We start from the raw sequence: 15,345 nt of genomic DNA on the forward strand, positions 1-15,345 counted from the left end.
ATTCCCTTTAATTCTCATAATTCGGGTCATGAGTACCCAGCAGCTTATCCCAGAAAGTGAAATACAAGCCGTAATGCACCTGATAGTTGCGATGGTGTATGGAATGGTGGGTGGAACCAATCAACCATCTGCCTAACCAATGACTTGTACAGGATGGGGAAAATATTTCAAATCCTAGATGGTTTAATACAGCCCAAACAGTCATTGTCAATAGTACAGCAACTAGAGTCATGATATGCAGAGGGATAATAAAGACTATTCCCATAAAGAAAACTGCGTGTACGATCGCCTCTGGTAAATCAAAGGCAAAGGAACTCCAGGGTGTAGGTTCTCCGGAACGGTGATGTCCAGAATGCATCCATTTAAAGAGATTCGGGTGATGAAATATGCGGTGAATAAAGTAAAAATAGCTATCCTGAAGTATCAGTATGACCACAAAGCTGCCTAGCATATACCACAGCCCATACTCACCAAGGTCAGAATACAGTAGAGTCACTCCCAAATCATACTCTGACATGATGAAGGCAGCACCAAGGGCAAAAATGATAGTTGAGAATAGGGATAATTGAATATCTCGAAGTATCGAGGAATTTAAGGGGGGAGAACGACGCAAACTTTGTTTGTCAAGGGACTTTCCTAATAGGGAATAGAAGAGTAAATATGCTCCTCCAGCCATGAAAAAATATCGGGCAAGAATCGCCACGAAGAAAACCAGAAAATAGAACCAAAATAGGTGAGAGTTCAATGCAACATTTCCTGATTCCAAAGGTATTGAGATGATTTTCAGAATAAAAATTACCGTTATTATGACATCCAGAGGAAGAACCGTTGTTTACCCTGGGATTTAGCTAGATGATTTGGAGAAATTAACTAAGAGTTAATCAATACTGGTTTGCTTTCAGTGAGCAAAGGGACTTGTAGTGGGTCATAGCCTAGTTGTTGAGTAATGCGTTCTCTGGCTAAAATACGATATTGCCAAAAATGCTCTCCAGCAGCACATAGACCTAAATACATATTAAGTACCTGGGGTTTTTGCCAGAAGATAGTCCATAGTTGTTGCCAAAATTGACCACGAATATCTGCTCTGCGTATACCCTGATGCCAAATTAGCTGCATCACAAGTCGAAATCCCTTTCCGGGGGAAAATTGCATGGTTTGGTGACGATGGGATGGGGATGTGATGTTTAGACATTGCTGAAAACATCTTCTGAGATAGTTCTGGGGTTCATATAAAGTCCAAAATCCTGCTGTGTACTCCTTCGCAATCTCCGCGATCGCGCGAGTGGGGATAAAATTCATCAAGGAATTTTGGTCTCCAAGTTCAGTTACACCCACACCTGAGACTAAACGCTCCTCTGCTTGTAGACGTTGCCATAAAGCAGTATTCGGCAAAGCTTGGAGAATACCTAGCATGGGTTGAGGAATACTCGTTTGTTCTACAAAGGCTTGAATCCGTTCACCCGCACCTGGGCGTTCACCATCAAAACCAAGAATAAAGCCCGCATAAATTAGCATACCAGCCTGGTTGATTTTGCGACAGGCTTCCACGAGGGGGTGACGGGTATTTTGGAGTTTTTGTGTGACTTGCAGACTGTCTTGATCAGGGGTTTCAATACCCAGGAAGACTGCATAGAAACCTGCTGCATTCATCATCTGCAATAGTTCATCATCTTCTGCCAAATTCACCGAAGCTTCAGTGATAAAGGTAAAAGGGTAATTATGTTGCTGTACCCAAGGAATTAATTCTCTGAGAAAGCGTTTGACATTGCGCTGATTGCCAATGAAGTTGTCATCAACGATAAATAGCGATCCCCGCCAACCTAAATCATAGAGAGCTTGTAATTCTGCGATCGCCTGCTGGGGTTCTTTAGTACGTGGTTTGCGACCATAGAGGGAGATAATGTCACAAAATTCACAATTAAAGGGACAGCCACGGGAAAACTGCATTGCCATCATCAAGTAGGCATTTCGTTGCAACAAATCAAAACGTGGCATCGGACTTTGACTAACATCTGGTTTTTCTGAGGAGCGAAAAATGCCTTGGGTTTTTCCTTGGCGAAGTGCTTCTAAAAACAGGGGGACGGTTAACTCTCCTTCATCTAAAATCAAATAATCGGCTCCGGAATCCAGGGAATCTTGGGGAACAGAGGTGGGGTAGGGACCACCCACAGCGACTTTTTTGCCTAAATGTACCGCTTTTTGAATCAAGGCATGGAAATCTGGTTTCTGTACCAGCATTGCCGAAATAATCACTAAGTCACACCACTGCCAATCCTCGGCGGTTTCCGGTTCCACATTGCGATCGCGGAATCTTATCTGCCAATCCTCAGGCAGGAGGGCTGCAACGGTAATAATACCTAGGGGAGGTAAAACAGCTTTTAGTCCAGCAATTTCCATAAAGCGGTCATAGGACCAAAAGGACTGGGGAAATTTTGGGTAGAGCAATAATGCTTTCATGGTGCTTCCTTGATACAGCTTGAGGTGGACGGTGACAGACCAAACCCGCGCGGAATTACCCAGGAATGTATCCCTTAGCCTATCTCAGTCCGTAAAACTATATCTCAGCCTCCAGAATGATTTTCCTAGAAGCATTGATAACTCACGCATACGGACGCATACTCAATTCCTGGCAATTTTTTCCTGGAATTTTCGCCGGTTATTACGGAAAAATCCCTGGTTTCCAATTTTTCCTCTAACTCCCAGATTTCTCGGTAGGATGTATATCCCTCAGCCCTGAGGAAGAATAGAATAATAGGCGAACCTTGAAAACATCTTCATCTGCCAGAACCAGATTTTGGTAGTAAATATTGCAGAAGACATACGGTAAATATCTGTATGCAAACAAGGCTGATCGCATCTTAAAACACTTGTGATTTCTATGACTTCTCAGATTCGTTTTTTAATGTGTCCTCCCGATCACTACGACGTGGATTATGTGATTAATCCGTGGATGGAGGGCAATATCCATAAATCTTCCCGCGATCGCGCCGTGGAACAGTGGCAGGGCTTGTATCAAATTTTGAAGGAAAATGCCATCGTCGATTTAGTGACACCCGAAAAAGGTGTGCCAGATATGGTTTTCACGGCGAATGCTGGTTTAGTACTGGGAGAAAATGTAGTACTCAGTCGCTTTTTACACAAGGAGCGCCAAGGGGAAGAGCCATTTTTCAAACAGTGGTTTGCGGACAATGGTTTTCATGTTTACGAATTACCTAGGGATTTGCCCTTTGAGGGTGCAGGGGATGCACTCTTAGATCGGGAGGGGCGTTGGTTATGGGCAGGTTATGGCTTCCGTTCGGAGTTAGATTCCCACCCTTACCTAGCAAAATGGTTAGATATTGAAGTTTTGTCTCTACGCTTAATTGATGAGCGTTTCTACCATTTGGATACCTGTTTTTGTCCCTTGGCAAATGGGTACTTACTTTATTATCCGGCGGCTTTTGATTCTTATTCCAACCGTTTAATTGAAATGCGGGTTGCTCCAGAAAAACGCATTGCGATCGCGGAAGCAGACGCGGCAAATTTTGCTTGTAACGCGGTGAACGTGGAAAGCTTGGTGGTGATGAATAAAGCTTCTGAATCACTGAGAGGGAAGTTAACAGCAGCTGGTTTCCGGATTGCTGAAACCCCCTTAACGGAGTTCCTGAAAGCTGGAGGAGCGGCTAAATGCTTGACACTGCGGGTGACAGAACCTGTTCTAGAGGAGGTTCATGCCAATGTCTCCGTGGAAAGCCGAATTTTACGCTTGGAAGGACATTTATTAGACTCTGGTTTGATTAACCGCGCCCTAGATTTAATTGTAGATAGTGGCGGTAGCTTCCAGGTATTGAATTTTAATTTAGGGGAACAAAGACAAAGTACCTCTGCTGCGGAGGTAAAAGTCTCTGCACCTTCCCACGAAGTCATGGAAAGTATTATTTCCCACCTGATTGATTTAGGTGCGGTGGACTTACCCCAGGATGAGCGGGATGTGAAACTGGAACCCGTATTATTAGATGGAGTTGCCCCCGACGATTTCTATGTGACAACTATTTATCCCACCCAAATCAGAATTAATGGTGAGTGGGTGAAGGTGGATAATCAACGCATGGATGGAGCGATCGCCATCAGAGAAACCCCAGATGGTTTAGTAGCTAGGTGTAAAATTTTACGTGATTTAGAAGTTGGGGAGCAAGTGGTTGTGGATGTCCAAGGTATCCGCACCATTCGTAAGCCAGAATCACGGGAAAAGCGCAATACCGAAGAATTCAGCTTCATGTCGGCGGGGGTTTCTAGTGAGCGCCGCGTGGAACTAATTGTGGAGCAAGTCGCCTGGGAATTGCGGCAAATCCGGGATGCTGGTGGTAAGGTAGTTGTGACTGCTGGACCCGTAGTTATCCATACTGGGGGAGGAGAACATCTTTCCCAATTAATTCGCCAAGGATATGTACAAGCGCTTCTGGGTGGCAACGCGATCGCCGTCCATGATATCGAGCAATCGATGATGGGTACATCCCTAGGTGTGGATATGAAGCGGGGTGTATCTGTACGCGGAGGACACCGCCACCATTTGAAGGTAATTAATACTATCCGGCGTTACGGTAGCATTGCCAAAGCTGTGGAAGCAGGGATGATTAAGAGCGGTGTGATGTATGAATGTATCCGCAATCAAGTTCCCTTTGCCTTAGCAGGTTCGATTCGTGATGACGGTCCCCTACCAGATACGCAAATGGATTTAATTAAAGCACAAACCCAATACGCAGATTTACTCAGGGGAGCGGATATGATTCTCATGCTCTCTTCCATGTTGCATTCCATTGGTGTGGGTAATATGACACCATCGGGGGTAAAAATGGTCTGTGTGGATATTAACCCCGCAGTCGTGACGAAATTGAGCGATCGCGGTTCTGTGGAATCTCTAGGAGTTGTCACCGATGTCGGTTTGTTCCTTAGTCTGTTGATTCAACAGTTAGATAAGCTCACCAGTCCCTACACTGCACGTATGAATTAATACCAATTTGAAAAAACAATACGACACATAGACAAAACCCCTCCCCATAGACGCGGAGCGGCTTCTCGCAGAGTACCCTCCCCAAAATCGGGGAAGGTGCCCGATAGGGCGGGTGGGGTATCTTTCGTACACATTTTTTGAATCGGTATAATCATCTAGAGACGTTCCCATGGAGCGTCTCTCTCCCATCAAGAAAAAACATCTTCGTAAATATCTGCCATCGTCAGAGTTAAACCTATGGACTTGAATTCTAATTGCTGATTTTCTACTAAAATATCTTGCAACCAATTCCCTTCCCCATCCTGACGATAGACTTCCACTCTGACTTCATCTTGAGCAATTAATACATATTCCTGTAAACTTGCCAAACTTTGATAGTTAATCCGTTTTTCCCGTTTATCTGTAGTCTTGGTACTATCAGATAGAACTCCAATAATTAGCTGAGGACGGGTTTTGACATATCTGTCATTATCTTGGGGGTCACAGGTAACGATAATATCGGGATAGTAAAATATATCAGCTTTGGTTGTCTCCACTTTCACCTTCATATCGGAAACAAAAGCACGACAGGAAGTCCCACGCAAATGAGGACGGAACAAGGCAATCAAATTAGTGACTATCAGGTTATGTTCCTCACTAGCACCTGCCATGGCAAAAACTTGCCCACCCAAATACTTGTGACGTACTTCACTTTCTAGTTCTAATTGCAGGTATTCGTCAACAGTCAGGAAATTTAAAGGCGATCGCATGATTTTCCTCGCCAACAAAAATTTTCAATATCCGCAATATGGCATTACTATATATATTCTAAAAGACTGTCACTCACATCAACTTTATGGATAGACAACCGATACAGGTAATTGGAGGTGGACTCGCAGGCACAGAAGCAGCATGGCAAATTGCCCAAGCTGGAGTACCAGTGATTTTCCATGAAATGCGTCCCCAACGTTATAGCCCAGCCCACCATACGGAACATTTAGCAGAGTTAGTCTGTAGCAATTCCTTCGGGGCAATGGCGAGCGATCGCGCTGCGGGTTTATTACACGAAGAATTACGTCAACTCGGTTCTATTGTCATTGCCAAAGCTGATGAACATTCTGTCCCTGCTGGTGGCGCTCTGGCAGTCGATCGGGGGCAGTTCAGTCAAGATTTAACGGAAACTCTCTCCAGTCACCCCCTCATTGATTTTCGTCGAGAAGAAGTCCGCAAAATTCCAGAGGGGATTGTGGTTTTAGCTACTGGACCTCTAACAAGTCCCGATTTAGCAGAGGATTTACATCGCTTTACGGGGATGGAATACCTGAGCTTTTTTGATGCTGCTAGTCCAATTATTGTCGGGGAATCTATCAATCGAGATATCGCCTTTCTTGCCTCTCGCTATGACAAGGGGGAAGCTGCTTATTTGAATTGCCCCATGAATAAAGCAGAATATCTGCGTTTTCGGGAGGCACTTTGTCAAGGAGAACAAACGGAACTCAAAGATTTTGAACGGGAAACGGCAAAGTTTTTTGAAGCTTGTTTGCCCATTGAAGAGTTAGCACAACGGGGTGAAGATACTATGCGCTACGGTCCCCTCAAACCCGTAGGTTTATCGGATAGTCGGACAGGCGATCGCCCCTATGCAGTGGTACAGTTGCGTCAGGAAGATAAAGCGGGTCAACTTTGGAACATGGTTGGTTTCCAAACTAATCTGCGTTGGGGTGAGCAAAAGCGTATTTTTCAGATGATTCCCAGCTTGGAAAACGCGGAGTTTGTGCGTTTGGGTGTAATGCATCGCAACACATTTATTAATGCACCCCAGTTAATGCAAGCAACTCTGCAATTTCGTCATAATCCGCAATTACTAGCGGCTGGACAATTAATCGGTACGGAAGGATACACGGCTGCGGCTGCGGGTGGTTGCTTGGCAGGTATCAATGCTGCACGTTTAGCTTTAGGGAAGGAAACAGTCACTCTGCCGAATACAACGATGATGGGTTCACTGTTTGAATTTATCAGTTCGGCTTCTCCCAAACACTTTCAACCCATGCCTCCAAATTTTGGAATTCTGCCGGAATTGGGTGAAAAAATCAAAAACAAGCAAGAAAGATATGGTAGATACCGCGATCGCGCTCTGGGCGATTTAAAAAACTGGTGTAGTCAACTCTAGCCGTCAAAAACCATGAAACATATGATGTTTTTCAGTCACAAAACCTATGTCATATAAAATGCCACACTAAAAGCAGAAACCGCCAAAATCAAAGGCATTACAGCACCAAACTCAAATTTTTTGGTTCTTAAAACTTTGACCATTGATGCTGGAATTGCTAAGGGCCACAGCAATGTCATCACAACCATAGTCAAAGAGAGAAAAGTGTTCTCTGGTGAAGAACTCACACTACGCAGAGAAAACCTTAACCAATTAATTAAAAAGTAGCCAGTCATTAGTACATAACTAACAACTAATGCATATTCCATTTTACTCACTATCAATCCTCCTTCGGCTATGTCAAAAATCAGTGTAACGACTGAACTAATTAAATACAGGTTTTCTCAATGTTATCGAATGTTATTTACCTTGACGAAAAACAAACTAATGATGTTCTCAACCTGATAATTAAAATTCTTTCGATGGATTAAATGTTAGTAGAGTTGGGAATAGAGAGAAATCAGTAATTTCACTCATTTTATCATGGGTGATTATGAAGAAAAAACTAGCATAAGTTTATCAAATTATTGATTTTTCTGCACAGTAGGTCTATCTAGATTGCCAATAGACTATACAAAATAAGGCTTTAGCCCAGAGAATACAGACAACTTTGCTATTTTAACAAATCTGGATTGACAAATCTGTTGTGAGCAATACACGCAAGAGAAATACTGTATAAAATAATATATTGATTATCCTTCATCAATAATTAATCATATTTTTTACTCTTTTGAGAGCAAATTTATTGCGTGACTTTAGCAAATATTTACTAATGAGAGAAAAAAGATTTTTTGTCCGATTTTATACTTAAAACATTTGATTAAAAGATACATTCAAAGTTCTAATAACTACTATTTATACTTGCGTAATCCTACTATGGAAGATATGAAGCTAACTTGGATGTATAGGTTGAATTCCTATTAAATTCTGCGATTATTAAAATTTGTAAATTTGATGGTAAAGATGAGATGACACAATTTTCACAGGGTAAAAAAGTTGTAGTTGTGGGTGCTGGTTGGGCTGGATTAAGTGCGACATACAGCCTAGCCAAACAAGGTTATGACGTGACTTTGCTAGAGGCAGGTTCCTATCCTGGGGGTTTAGTGGCGGGTTGGCGCACCCCTGGGGGACGTGCAGTTGAGGCAGGTATCCATGGTTTTTGGTATCCCTACAGAAATATTTTTGCCTTGATTAACGAATTAGGTATCAATCCCTTTACCAGTTGGACACGTTCTTCTCAGTATTCTCCCGCAGGTTTAGAAGTTGAGTCACCCATATTCCAAGATTTACCTCGTTTACCTTCACCTCTAGGAACTTTTTTATACACAAAATTTCAGCGTTTACCACTAAGCGATCGCCTCAGTGCATTACCCTTACTCTATGCAGTTGTGGACTTTGATAATTCTGATGCTGCATGGCAGAGATATGACAGTGTGACAGCTAGGGAGCTATTTAAAACCTTTGCTGTTTCTGCCCGATTATACCGTGAAGCCTTTGAACCGATGCTACTAGTGGGTTTGTTTGCACCGGGGGAACAATGTTCCGCAGCCGCGACTATCGGTATGCTTTATTACTTTATCCTTGCCCACCAGGCAGATTTTGATGTTGTCTGGTGCCGTGGTACGGTGGGGGAAAAAATATTTCGTCCTTGGGTGGAGAGAATTACAAATTTAGGTGGAAAAATTCTCAGCGATCGCAAAGTTACTGATTTAATTCTGAATGAGCATGATCAAGCGACGGCTGTAGTTTGTCAAGATGAAGTGTTTGCTGCGGATGCGGTAATTTTTGCCGTAGGAATTACAGGGATGAAAAAAATTGTTGCTGGAAGTTCCAGTTTACAAAAATATCCAGAATTTCGGAATTTATCTAATTTAAATGCCATTGATGTGGTGGCAACCCGTCTCTGGTTTGACAGAAAAATTAAGATTCCCCGTCCATCTAATGCTTGCTTCGGTTTTGATGCCACGACGGGATGGACATTTTTTGATTTAAACGCTTTACATGATGAATACAAAGATGAACCGGGAAGTGTAATTGAAGTCGATTTTTACCATGGGAATCAGTTTCTATTTGCCAGTGATGCAGAAGTTATTCGGATGGTGCAAAATTACTTGGCAACTTGTATCCCAGAATTTCGGAATGCTCAGGTAATTGATAGTAGTGTGATACGTTTGCCCCAAGCAGTAACTCATTTTTCTCCCGGTAGTTATCGTTATATGCTGCCTGCTCAAACTAGTTTAAAAAATGTCTTTATGAGTGGGGATTGGATTATTAATCGCCATGGTTCTTGGTCTCAGGAAAAAGCCTATGTAACTGGTTTGGAAGCAGCTAATCTAGTAATGTCCTCCTTAGGAGAGGGTATACCCGCCAAGATTTTACCTATAGAAGCAGATGAGCCACATATACAATTGTTGAGAAAAATTAATCAGAATTGGCGAAAGTTTGCGGGGAATTTATTACCAGATTATTTCTTACCCTAGGGATAGGGGGAAAGGTATGTTTCTTTTTTTTGATAACTGTCCCCTGTCCCCTGTTCCTACTATAAATACTTTTGCAGGAGCAACTGTAACTTAGATTTAGTTGCAGCAGGTGCTTTTTCTAGGTTAGTGAGAATCGCATATTTTAAGGCTGAATGGGCATCACTAACGGGGGGATTTGCAGCTAAACGTCGCACCGTTTCTTGAATGACTTTTTGTGCATTAATGGCATTGCGTTGTAAATTAGCTATGACCATATCGACGGTGACACTATCATGGTCAGAATGCCAGCAATCGTAATCGGTAACTAGTGCTAAAGTTGCGTAGGCAATTTCGGCTTCCCTCGCTAATTTCGCTTCGGGAAGATTAGTCATCCCAATCACGGTTGCTCCCCAACTGCGGTAGAGGTTTGATTCTGCTTTGGTGGAAAATGCAGGTCCCTCCATACAGACGTAGGTTCCCCCCTCGTGAAGGGTAACATCAGGGAGGTTAAGGGAGGCGATCGCCTCGGTTAAAATTCCTGCTAAATGACGACAGATGGGTTCACCAAAAGCAATGTGGGCAACTATTCCTTCTCCAAAGAAGGTGGAAACCCGATTTTTGGTTCTATCAATAAATTGATCAGGAACTACCATATCTAATGGTTTAGCTTCTTCCTTCAGGGAACCCACCGCACTCGCTGAGATGAGATATTCCACACCTAGTTGTTTCATGGCATGGATATTAGCTCGAAATGGCAACTCTGAGGGAGTAAGAGTGTGATTTCGACCATGACGAGCTAAAAATGCTACCTGAGTACCGTCAATTGTCCCCAAAATAATGGCATCAGATGGTGAACCAAAGGGAGTTTCTAGCTGTACTTCCTGGACATCTTTGAGAGCATCCATTTTATACAAGCCACTGCCACCAATAATCCCAATACGTGCTTGTGCCATGATACTTCACCTCTCAAGTTAATTAACCCCAGACATTTTACTGGTAAATGGCAGATGTCGGTGTAAATTCGAGGGAGGGACATCAAGAGAGACGCTCCGTCGGAACGTCTCTACCAATGGGTTTCGGGCAATGATAATATCTTGTGTTTAGAGATAGTCTACTCTGGCATCAAATCCACGCTCACGCAATAATCGGGAACGTCTTTCCGCAGCAGTGCGATCGCTAAATTCTCCAGCATTGACATAGTTTCCTAGTCTTGATGTTGTCGAAAAAGCATCGGGAACATATCGACGTACCATATCCAAGGTTTGAGAATGGGACATGGGGATAACTACGACATAGCGGTTTTCCCTGTTGGAATCGTCGTTAATGGGGTTGGGATTGCTGGGATTATCGCTAATATTGCTATTTAAACGTAATGCTTGCCAGGTACTAAAATCTACATAACCTGTGGGATTTAAATTAGAACTACGCTGAAACTGCGCGATCGCGTCTCTGGTAGCTGCACCAAAGTAACCATTAATATTGCCGTTGTAAAATCCCCACTGACGTAGACGTTGCTGTACTGCGACTACTCGCTGGCTATTTTCTCCTAAACAAATATCTCCCCTGGTGGCTGTACAGTTGTCTTGACCAGCATCCACAGCTTGGTAAATAGCCTGTAAAGTTTCACCATCAGCAATACCATCTACGGGTAATCTATTGGCTTGCTGGAATCTAGCTACGGCTTCCTTAGTTAAAATACCAAATTTGCCCGTGGGATTGGCGTTAAAGTAACCTAGTTTTCTTAAAGCTCTCTGTAAATTGATCACCTCGGAACCGCTATCACCTTCATTTAAAGCGTTGGGTAAGGTATCACCTCCCATACCATCATTAGGTGACTTTCTTAAACTGACACGGATGGCGTTTAAGGTTCCATTGGCAACAATCCCATCAGCTACTAAACCCCGTGATTGTTGGAAGCGAATCACAGCTTGTTGGGTTTCTGTACCAAAGTAACCAGTATTGGGACCTCGGAAAAAGCCTAATCTGCCTAAGTCTTGCTGCAACTGTGTAACTCCTGCACCCCGACTACCTAACTGCATCACGTTGGGGTTTTGTGCCCGTTGACACAATCTATTTAATGCTTGCTGGGTTTGGGGACCAACAATTCCAATTGCTGGTAGTCTATTTGCTTGCTGAAATCTCTTCACAGCATTTTCAGTCAGGGAGCCAAAATTACCATTAACTGGACCAGAAAAATATCCCAATTGCTTGAGACAACTTTGCACATTCTTGACTTGTTGACTATTTTCCCCTTTCTGAAGGGCGAAAGCTGCTCCCGCAGTACTGAAAGTGGCGATCGCCACCGCAACGGGTAAAAAGCGTAGCCAAACCAGACTGGAAAGCTTTTGCCAATTCCATTCAGAAAATAATTTACTATCCAGAGGAATAATTTCTACAGATTCAGGAGTTTTCATAGTTTCGCTAACTGCTGTTAATTTTTTGAGTAATATAACCTGACTATTGTTGTGTTTCCAATCAAACACTGATTGTTTTTTATACGATATTTTGAGAATAAGTTGATGAATTACTCATCTTGCATTTTGATTCTGGTGATAAATAACATCACATTCGTTTGACCGTTTTCCGGTTAAATTAGCATATTTTTGAAATATTGCCACTAATTTTCTTATATCTTCAGACAAAGGAAAACACAGACATTTTCATGCCTGTGCCGATGTGATAGCTATGTCAAGTCAAAAATTTGTATTTACGGGTAAAGTCTCGCACTTAATATAGATGAACCGATGAACACAGATAATAATTCACCACAACAAAAGCATTTATGCTGCACCTGCGGTGAGCGTTCATAGTGCACCTTTCCCGTATCCCCACTGCTAGGTTATTTCTTGTACAACAACATCTCTAGCAGAGTCGTGGGAGGTTGGCAAACCGCGAATCAATTCTCTAATGACATCGGTTGCAGGTCTCCCTGTCTGTTGACAATAGTGTTCGAGTTTTTCCGCTTCTTGTGTAGCGAGATTGACGGTAATACGTTTGACAGCCCATTTTTTATTAGTCATTTGAGATGATATTTACTATTTCTTATGATTATTGAAGAAAATTGCTCACGAGAAAATATCCAATAGATATGGATTTTCACGCAAAAAGTAATGCCATTTTGGTCAATTGCTGATTGTCACAAATATTGCGCATATTCTGAATAAGCAGAAGCATAAACAGGATTTTTTATGGAATTAATGTGTGACAGAATGAATAGTGTACACGGTCAAAGATTGAATCCACAAAGAATTACCACGCATTAGGGAATTTTAGAAGTTTAGCAAAACAGTTACTGTCAAATAAATAACCATTTTTCATTAGTTACATAGTAATGATGCTGATTTCAATTCAGGAAGTCAAATTCCTCAAAAACTTGAGGAGAAAACATCTGCCATAGAACGTGCAAGTATGGTAGGAGGGTATAAAATTGTTCTGAGTTTAATTGTTGCGATATTTCTTGCTCTAGTAGCTGTAGCATTTGGCGAACTATATGCCATTGTATGTTCAACTTGGGATAGAGCATGACACACAGAGGAAATAACTCCTGTTGGATGGCTGCAACACTTCCTTCAAGAGTACATATCCATAAATAGACTTGAAACATTTCCACATCACGAATACTAGAAGTCTTTACAGGTGAATCATTGAGACTACCGGATAAAGAGTAGTAATGTGGATTCAATTCGATAATTTTTTGAGAAATTTTTTTTGCTATTTGTGTGCTGATTGGTAACAAAGTTTGTACTGCTGCTAATGCTGGAGAAGTTTTATCGTGGACTGTAGCAGCTTTGTAAGCACGCTGTAAGGGTATATACAGGTGATCGTCAATGACTTTGAAATATCCACCGACTAAGACTTGTTCCCAGGGAGAAAGGGTTTGTAGTAACATTTGACTCGTGTAATGAAACATTACACACACAACTCCAATTACCTTGGGGTCTTTTTGAGTATATTTCTGTCGTAGCATTCCCAGCTGAGGACTAATGATTGTTGATAGTTGATTAGAGTTTATATTTTGTGACTCGACTTCCTCCATCTCTGCGGTTGAGCATTTGTTTGTATAGATTAGATTCCACTGTGAATCTGATGTTTTCGGAAATATTTGCTGCCCATAAATATCTAATGCCTGGGAATAGATTTTACTAGCTTCGGCGGCAATTTCCCAAGGGTTTATCAATTGAGTATCAATATTATGGCGCTTTATTTCTTCACTAAGCAGGGCATTTGTTTGATTCCATGCTTGAAAAGTTGCTGAGGATAAGAAGTTAAGGAGTTTTTTTGCTGTTTTTTTTCGCTGTAACGGTGATGCAACATCTGCTAGGGTTTGTGCATCATTCTCAATTTCATAAGACTTATTAGATTTGATACTATGTAAGTATTTTTTTGCCCATTGTTGAGCTAAATGATTGACAGCCAAATCATTCTCTACATCAAAAAAATCACGATTTCTATGGTCGCCAATGTCTTTCATCTTAACTACTATTTCCTGACATATATCAGTATATACACTATTGAATTTTATCTTTTTATTGTATCTGGTGATTCTGATAGTTTGGCTACCTTTAATTAATCTTTATCGAAAATGTACTGAAGTTTAAAATGGTTTTTTGTAAAAAAATTAAAAAAGCATTATGAAGAAAATATATACGTTTTTTCTCCCCGATAAAGTCTGATGAGGGGGATGCTGTCAAATTTATTACAAATTAATGATGATAGCTGAGAAAAAATTCACAGTCCCATATTTACTATCTGCGTCACTTCACCCACTACAAAATAGAGTCTGTATTTCAAGAAGTATTTTTGGCGAAAAAGCAAGTTATGACATCGTTGACTTCTTCGCTTTTAGCCGCTAATATTTTCCCGGCTTCTTTCTTGATAAATCAGAATAGAGTTGATAGTCCAATTAAATCTGGAAATAGCACAATGACAAGACTAACAATCAAAGTCCCGGATATGGCTTGTTCTGCTTGTGCAGAGAAGATTACCCAAGCGATTAAATTGGTTGATGTGGCAGCGATGGTAGAGGCGGATACCCAAACTAAGGTGGTGAGTGTGGAGACAAATAGCTCAGAGACAACGGTGAGAGAGGCGATCGCCCAGGCAGGATATACGCCTATTGGTGTCTAGGCAAGCAAAAACAGGGAAAAAGGTGCAATACGATTTTCCCTGATTCTGTTCTGTCAAATTAATCTTGGCTTCCTTATCTTTAGACTTGCTGAATCAACTAGTAGGCGTATCTAGCTAACCAAGCGATAGCAATACCCAAAGCGGAACCTGCAATGACTTGGAAGGGTGTATGTCCAAGTAGTTCTTTCAGGCGATCGCCAGAAAACTCTGGATGTTCATGAAACAATTCATCAATCATTTGATTGAGAATACGTGCTTGCTTACCTGCGGCTTGACGGACTCCCGCAGCATCATACATGACAATAATGGCAAAGACAGTAGCCAGGGCAAACTCTGGAGAAGCCCAGCCGATATTCTGTCCCACACCTGCCGCTAGTGCCGTTACTAAAGCTGAATGGGCACTGGGCATTCCCCCAGTAGTTACTAAAACATTAATGTTCAGTTTGCGATTTTTGACTAACTCAATCACAAGTTTTAATGCTTGAGCCATAAAACAAGCTACCAGAGCAACCACCAGCACCCGGTTGTCTAAAATATTGCCTATGTCCTGCATGGTATTTTGGTTAGTTAGATTCAGAATT

General features: G+C 41.9%; 13 protein-coding genes. 4 read left to right on the plus strand and 9 right to left on the minus strand.

Annotated elements, in window-relative coordinates:
* Positions 1 to 7: 7 nt before the first annotated feature.
* Positions 8 to 745, minus strand: a complete 738-nt coding sequence (locus IJ00_RS24495) for a sterol desaturase family protein (RefSeq protein ID WP_082127390.1) — start codon at positions 743 to 745, stop codon at positions 8 to 10.
* 125 nt (positions 746 to 870) lie between these two features.
* The gene (locus tag IJ00_RS24500) at positions 871 to 2,457 is read right to left on the minus strand and encodes a B12-binding domain-containing radical SAM protein (RefSeq protein WP_035157763.1); all 1,587 of its coding nucleotides are present in this window, start codon (positions 2,455 to 2,457) and stop codon (positions 871 to 873) included.
* A gap of 421 nt (positions 2,458 to 2,878) precedes the next feature.
* Between IJ00_RS24500 and IJ00_RS24505 the strand changes: the two genes are divergently transcribed.
* Complete coding sequence (locus IJ00_RS24505) at positions 2,879 to 4,990, plus strand: TIGR00300 family protein (protein WP_035157766.1); 2,112 nt, start codon at positions 2,879 to 2,881, stop codon at positions 4,988 to 4,990.
* Positions 4,991 to 5,178: 188 nt separating this feature from the next.
* Here IJ00_RS24505 and IJ00_RS24510 read toward each other — a convergent pair whose 3' ends face one another.
* Positions 5,179 to 5,739: a Uma2 family endonuclease gene (locus IJ00_RS24510; RefSeq protein ID WP_035157769.1), complete on the minus strand. Its 561-nt coding sequence runs from the start codon at positions 5,737 to 5,739 to the stop codon at positions 5,179 to 5,181.
* Between the two features lie 86 nt (positions 5,740 to 5,825).
* Between IJ00_RS24510 and trmFO the strand changes: the two genes are divergently transcribed.
* A complete protein-coding gene (gene trmFO, locus IJ00_RS24515) occupies positions 5,826 to 7,139 on the plus strand; it encodes an FADH(2)-oxidizing methylenetetrahydrofolate--tRNA-(uracil(54)-C(5))-methyltransferase TrmFO (RefSeq protein WP_035157771.1) in 1,314 nt (437 codons plus the stop codon).
* Positions 7,140 to 7,183: 44 nt separating this feature from the next.
* On the opposite strand, the gene IJ00_RS24520 is transcribed toward trmFO, so the two are convergent.
* Positions 7,184 to 7,447: a hypothetical protein gene (locus IJ00_RS24520; RefSeq protein WP_238178539.1), complete on the minus strand. Its 264-nt coding sequence runs from the start codon at positions 7,445 to 7,447 to the stop codon at positions 7,184 to 7,186.
* Between the two features lie 699 nt (positions 7,448 to 8,146).
* Here IJ00_RS24520 and IJ00_RS24525 point away from each other — a divergent pair.
* A complete protein-coding gene (locus IJ00_RS24525) occupies positions 8,147 to 9,658 on the plus strand; it encodes an FAD-dependent oxidoreductase (RefSeq protein WP_035157776.1) in 1,512 nt (503 codons plus the stop codon).
* A 59-nt stretch (positions 9,659 to 9,717) separates the two neighbouring features.
* Here IJ00_RS24525 and IJ00_RS24530 read toward each other — a convergent pair whose 3' ends face one another.
* The 4 genes from IJ00_RS24530 to IJ00_RS24545 all read right to left on the minus strand — a co-directional run bounded on the left by IJ00_RS24530 (position 9,718) and on the right by IJ00_RS24545 (position 14,108).
* Positions 9,718 to 10,590 (minus strand): S-methyl-5'-thioadenosine phosphorylase, encoded by an 873-nt coding sequence (locus IJ00_RS24530; RefSeq protein ID WP_035157778.1) that lies wholly within the window; start codon positions 10,588 to 10,590, stop codon positions 9,718 to 9,720.
* A 147-nt stretch (positions 10,591 to 10,737) separates the two neighbouring features.
* Positions 10,738 to 12,051: a peptidoglycan-binding protein gene (locus IJ00_RS24535; RefSeq protein ID WP_046814916.1), complete on the minus strand. Its 1,314-nt coding sequence runs from the start codon at positions 12,049 to 12,051 to the stop codon at positions 10,738 to 10,740.
* Between the two features lie 420 nt (positions 12,052 to 12,471).
* Positions 12,472 to 12,657 carry a CopG family transcriptional regulator gene (locus IJ00_RS24540; RefSeq protein WP_035157781.1) on the minus strand — a complete coding sequence of 62 codons (186 nt, stop codon included), beginning with the start codon at positions 12,655 to 12,657 and terminating at the stop codon, positions 12,472 to 12,474.
* A 323-nt stretch (positions 12,658 to 12,980) separates the two neighbouring features.
* Entirely contained in the window at positions 12,981 to 14,108 is a 1,128-nt protein-coding gene (locus IJ00_RS24545) for a hypothetical protein (RefSeq protein ID WP_035157784.1), read from the minus strand.
* 452 nt (positions 14,109 to 14,560) lie between these two features.
* On the opposite strand from IJ00_RS24545, the gene IJ00_RS24550 reads away from it, so the two are divergent.
* Positions 14,561 to 14,764: a heavy-metal-associated domain-containing protein gene (locus IJ00_RS24550; protein ID WP_035157787.1), complete on the plus strand. Its 204-nt coding sequence runs from the start codon at positions 14,561 to 14,563 to the stop codon at positions 14,762 to 14,764.
* Positions 14,765 to 14,861: 97 nt separating this feature from the next.
* Here IJ00_RS24550 and IJ00_RS24555 read toward each other — a convergent pair whose 3' ends face one another.
* On the minus strand, positions 14,862 to 15,317 hold the full coding sequence (locus IJ00_RS24555; protein ID WP_035157790.1) for a divergent PAP2 family protein: 456 nt from the start codon (positions 15,315 to 15,317) through the stop codon (positions 14,862 to 14,864).
* Positions 15,318 to 15,345 lie beyond the last annotated feature (28 nt).

The organism is Calothrix sp. 336/3 (genome assembly GCF_000734895.2).
Classification (GTDB): Bacteria; Cyanobacteriota; Cyanobacteriia; order Cyanobacteriales; family Nostocaceae; genus 336-3.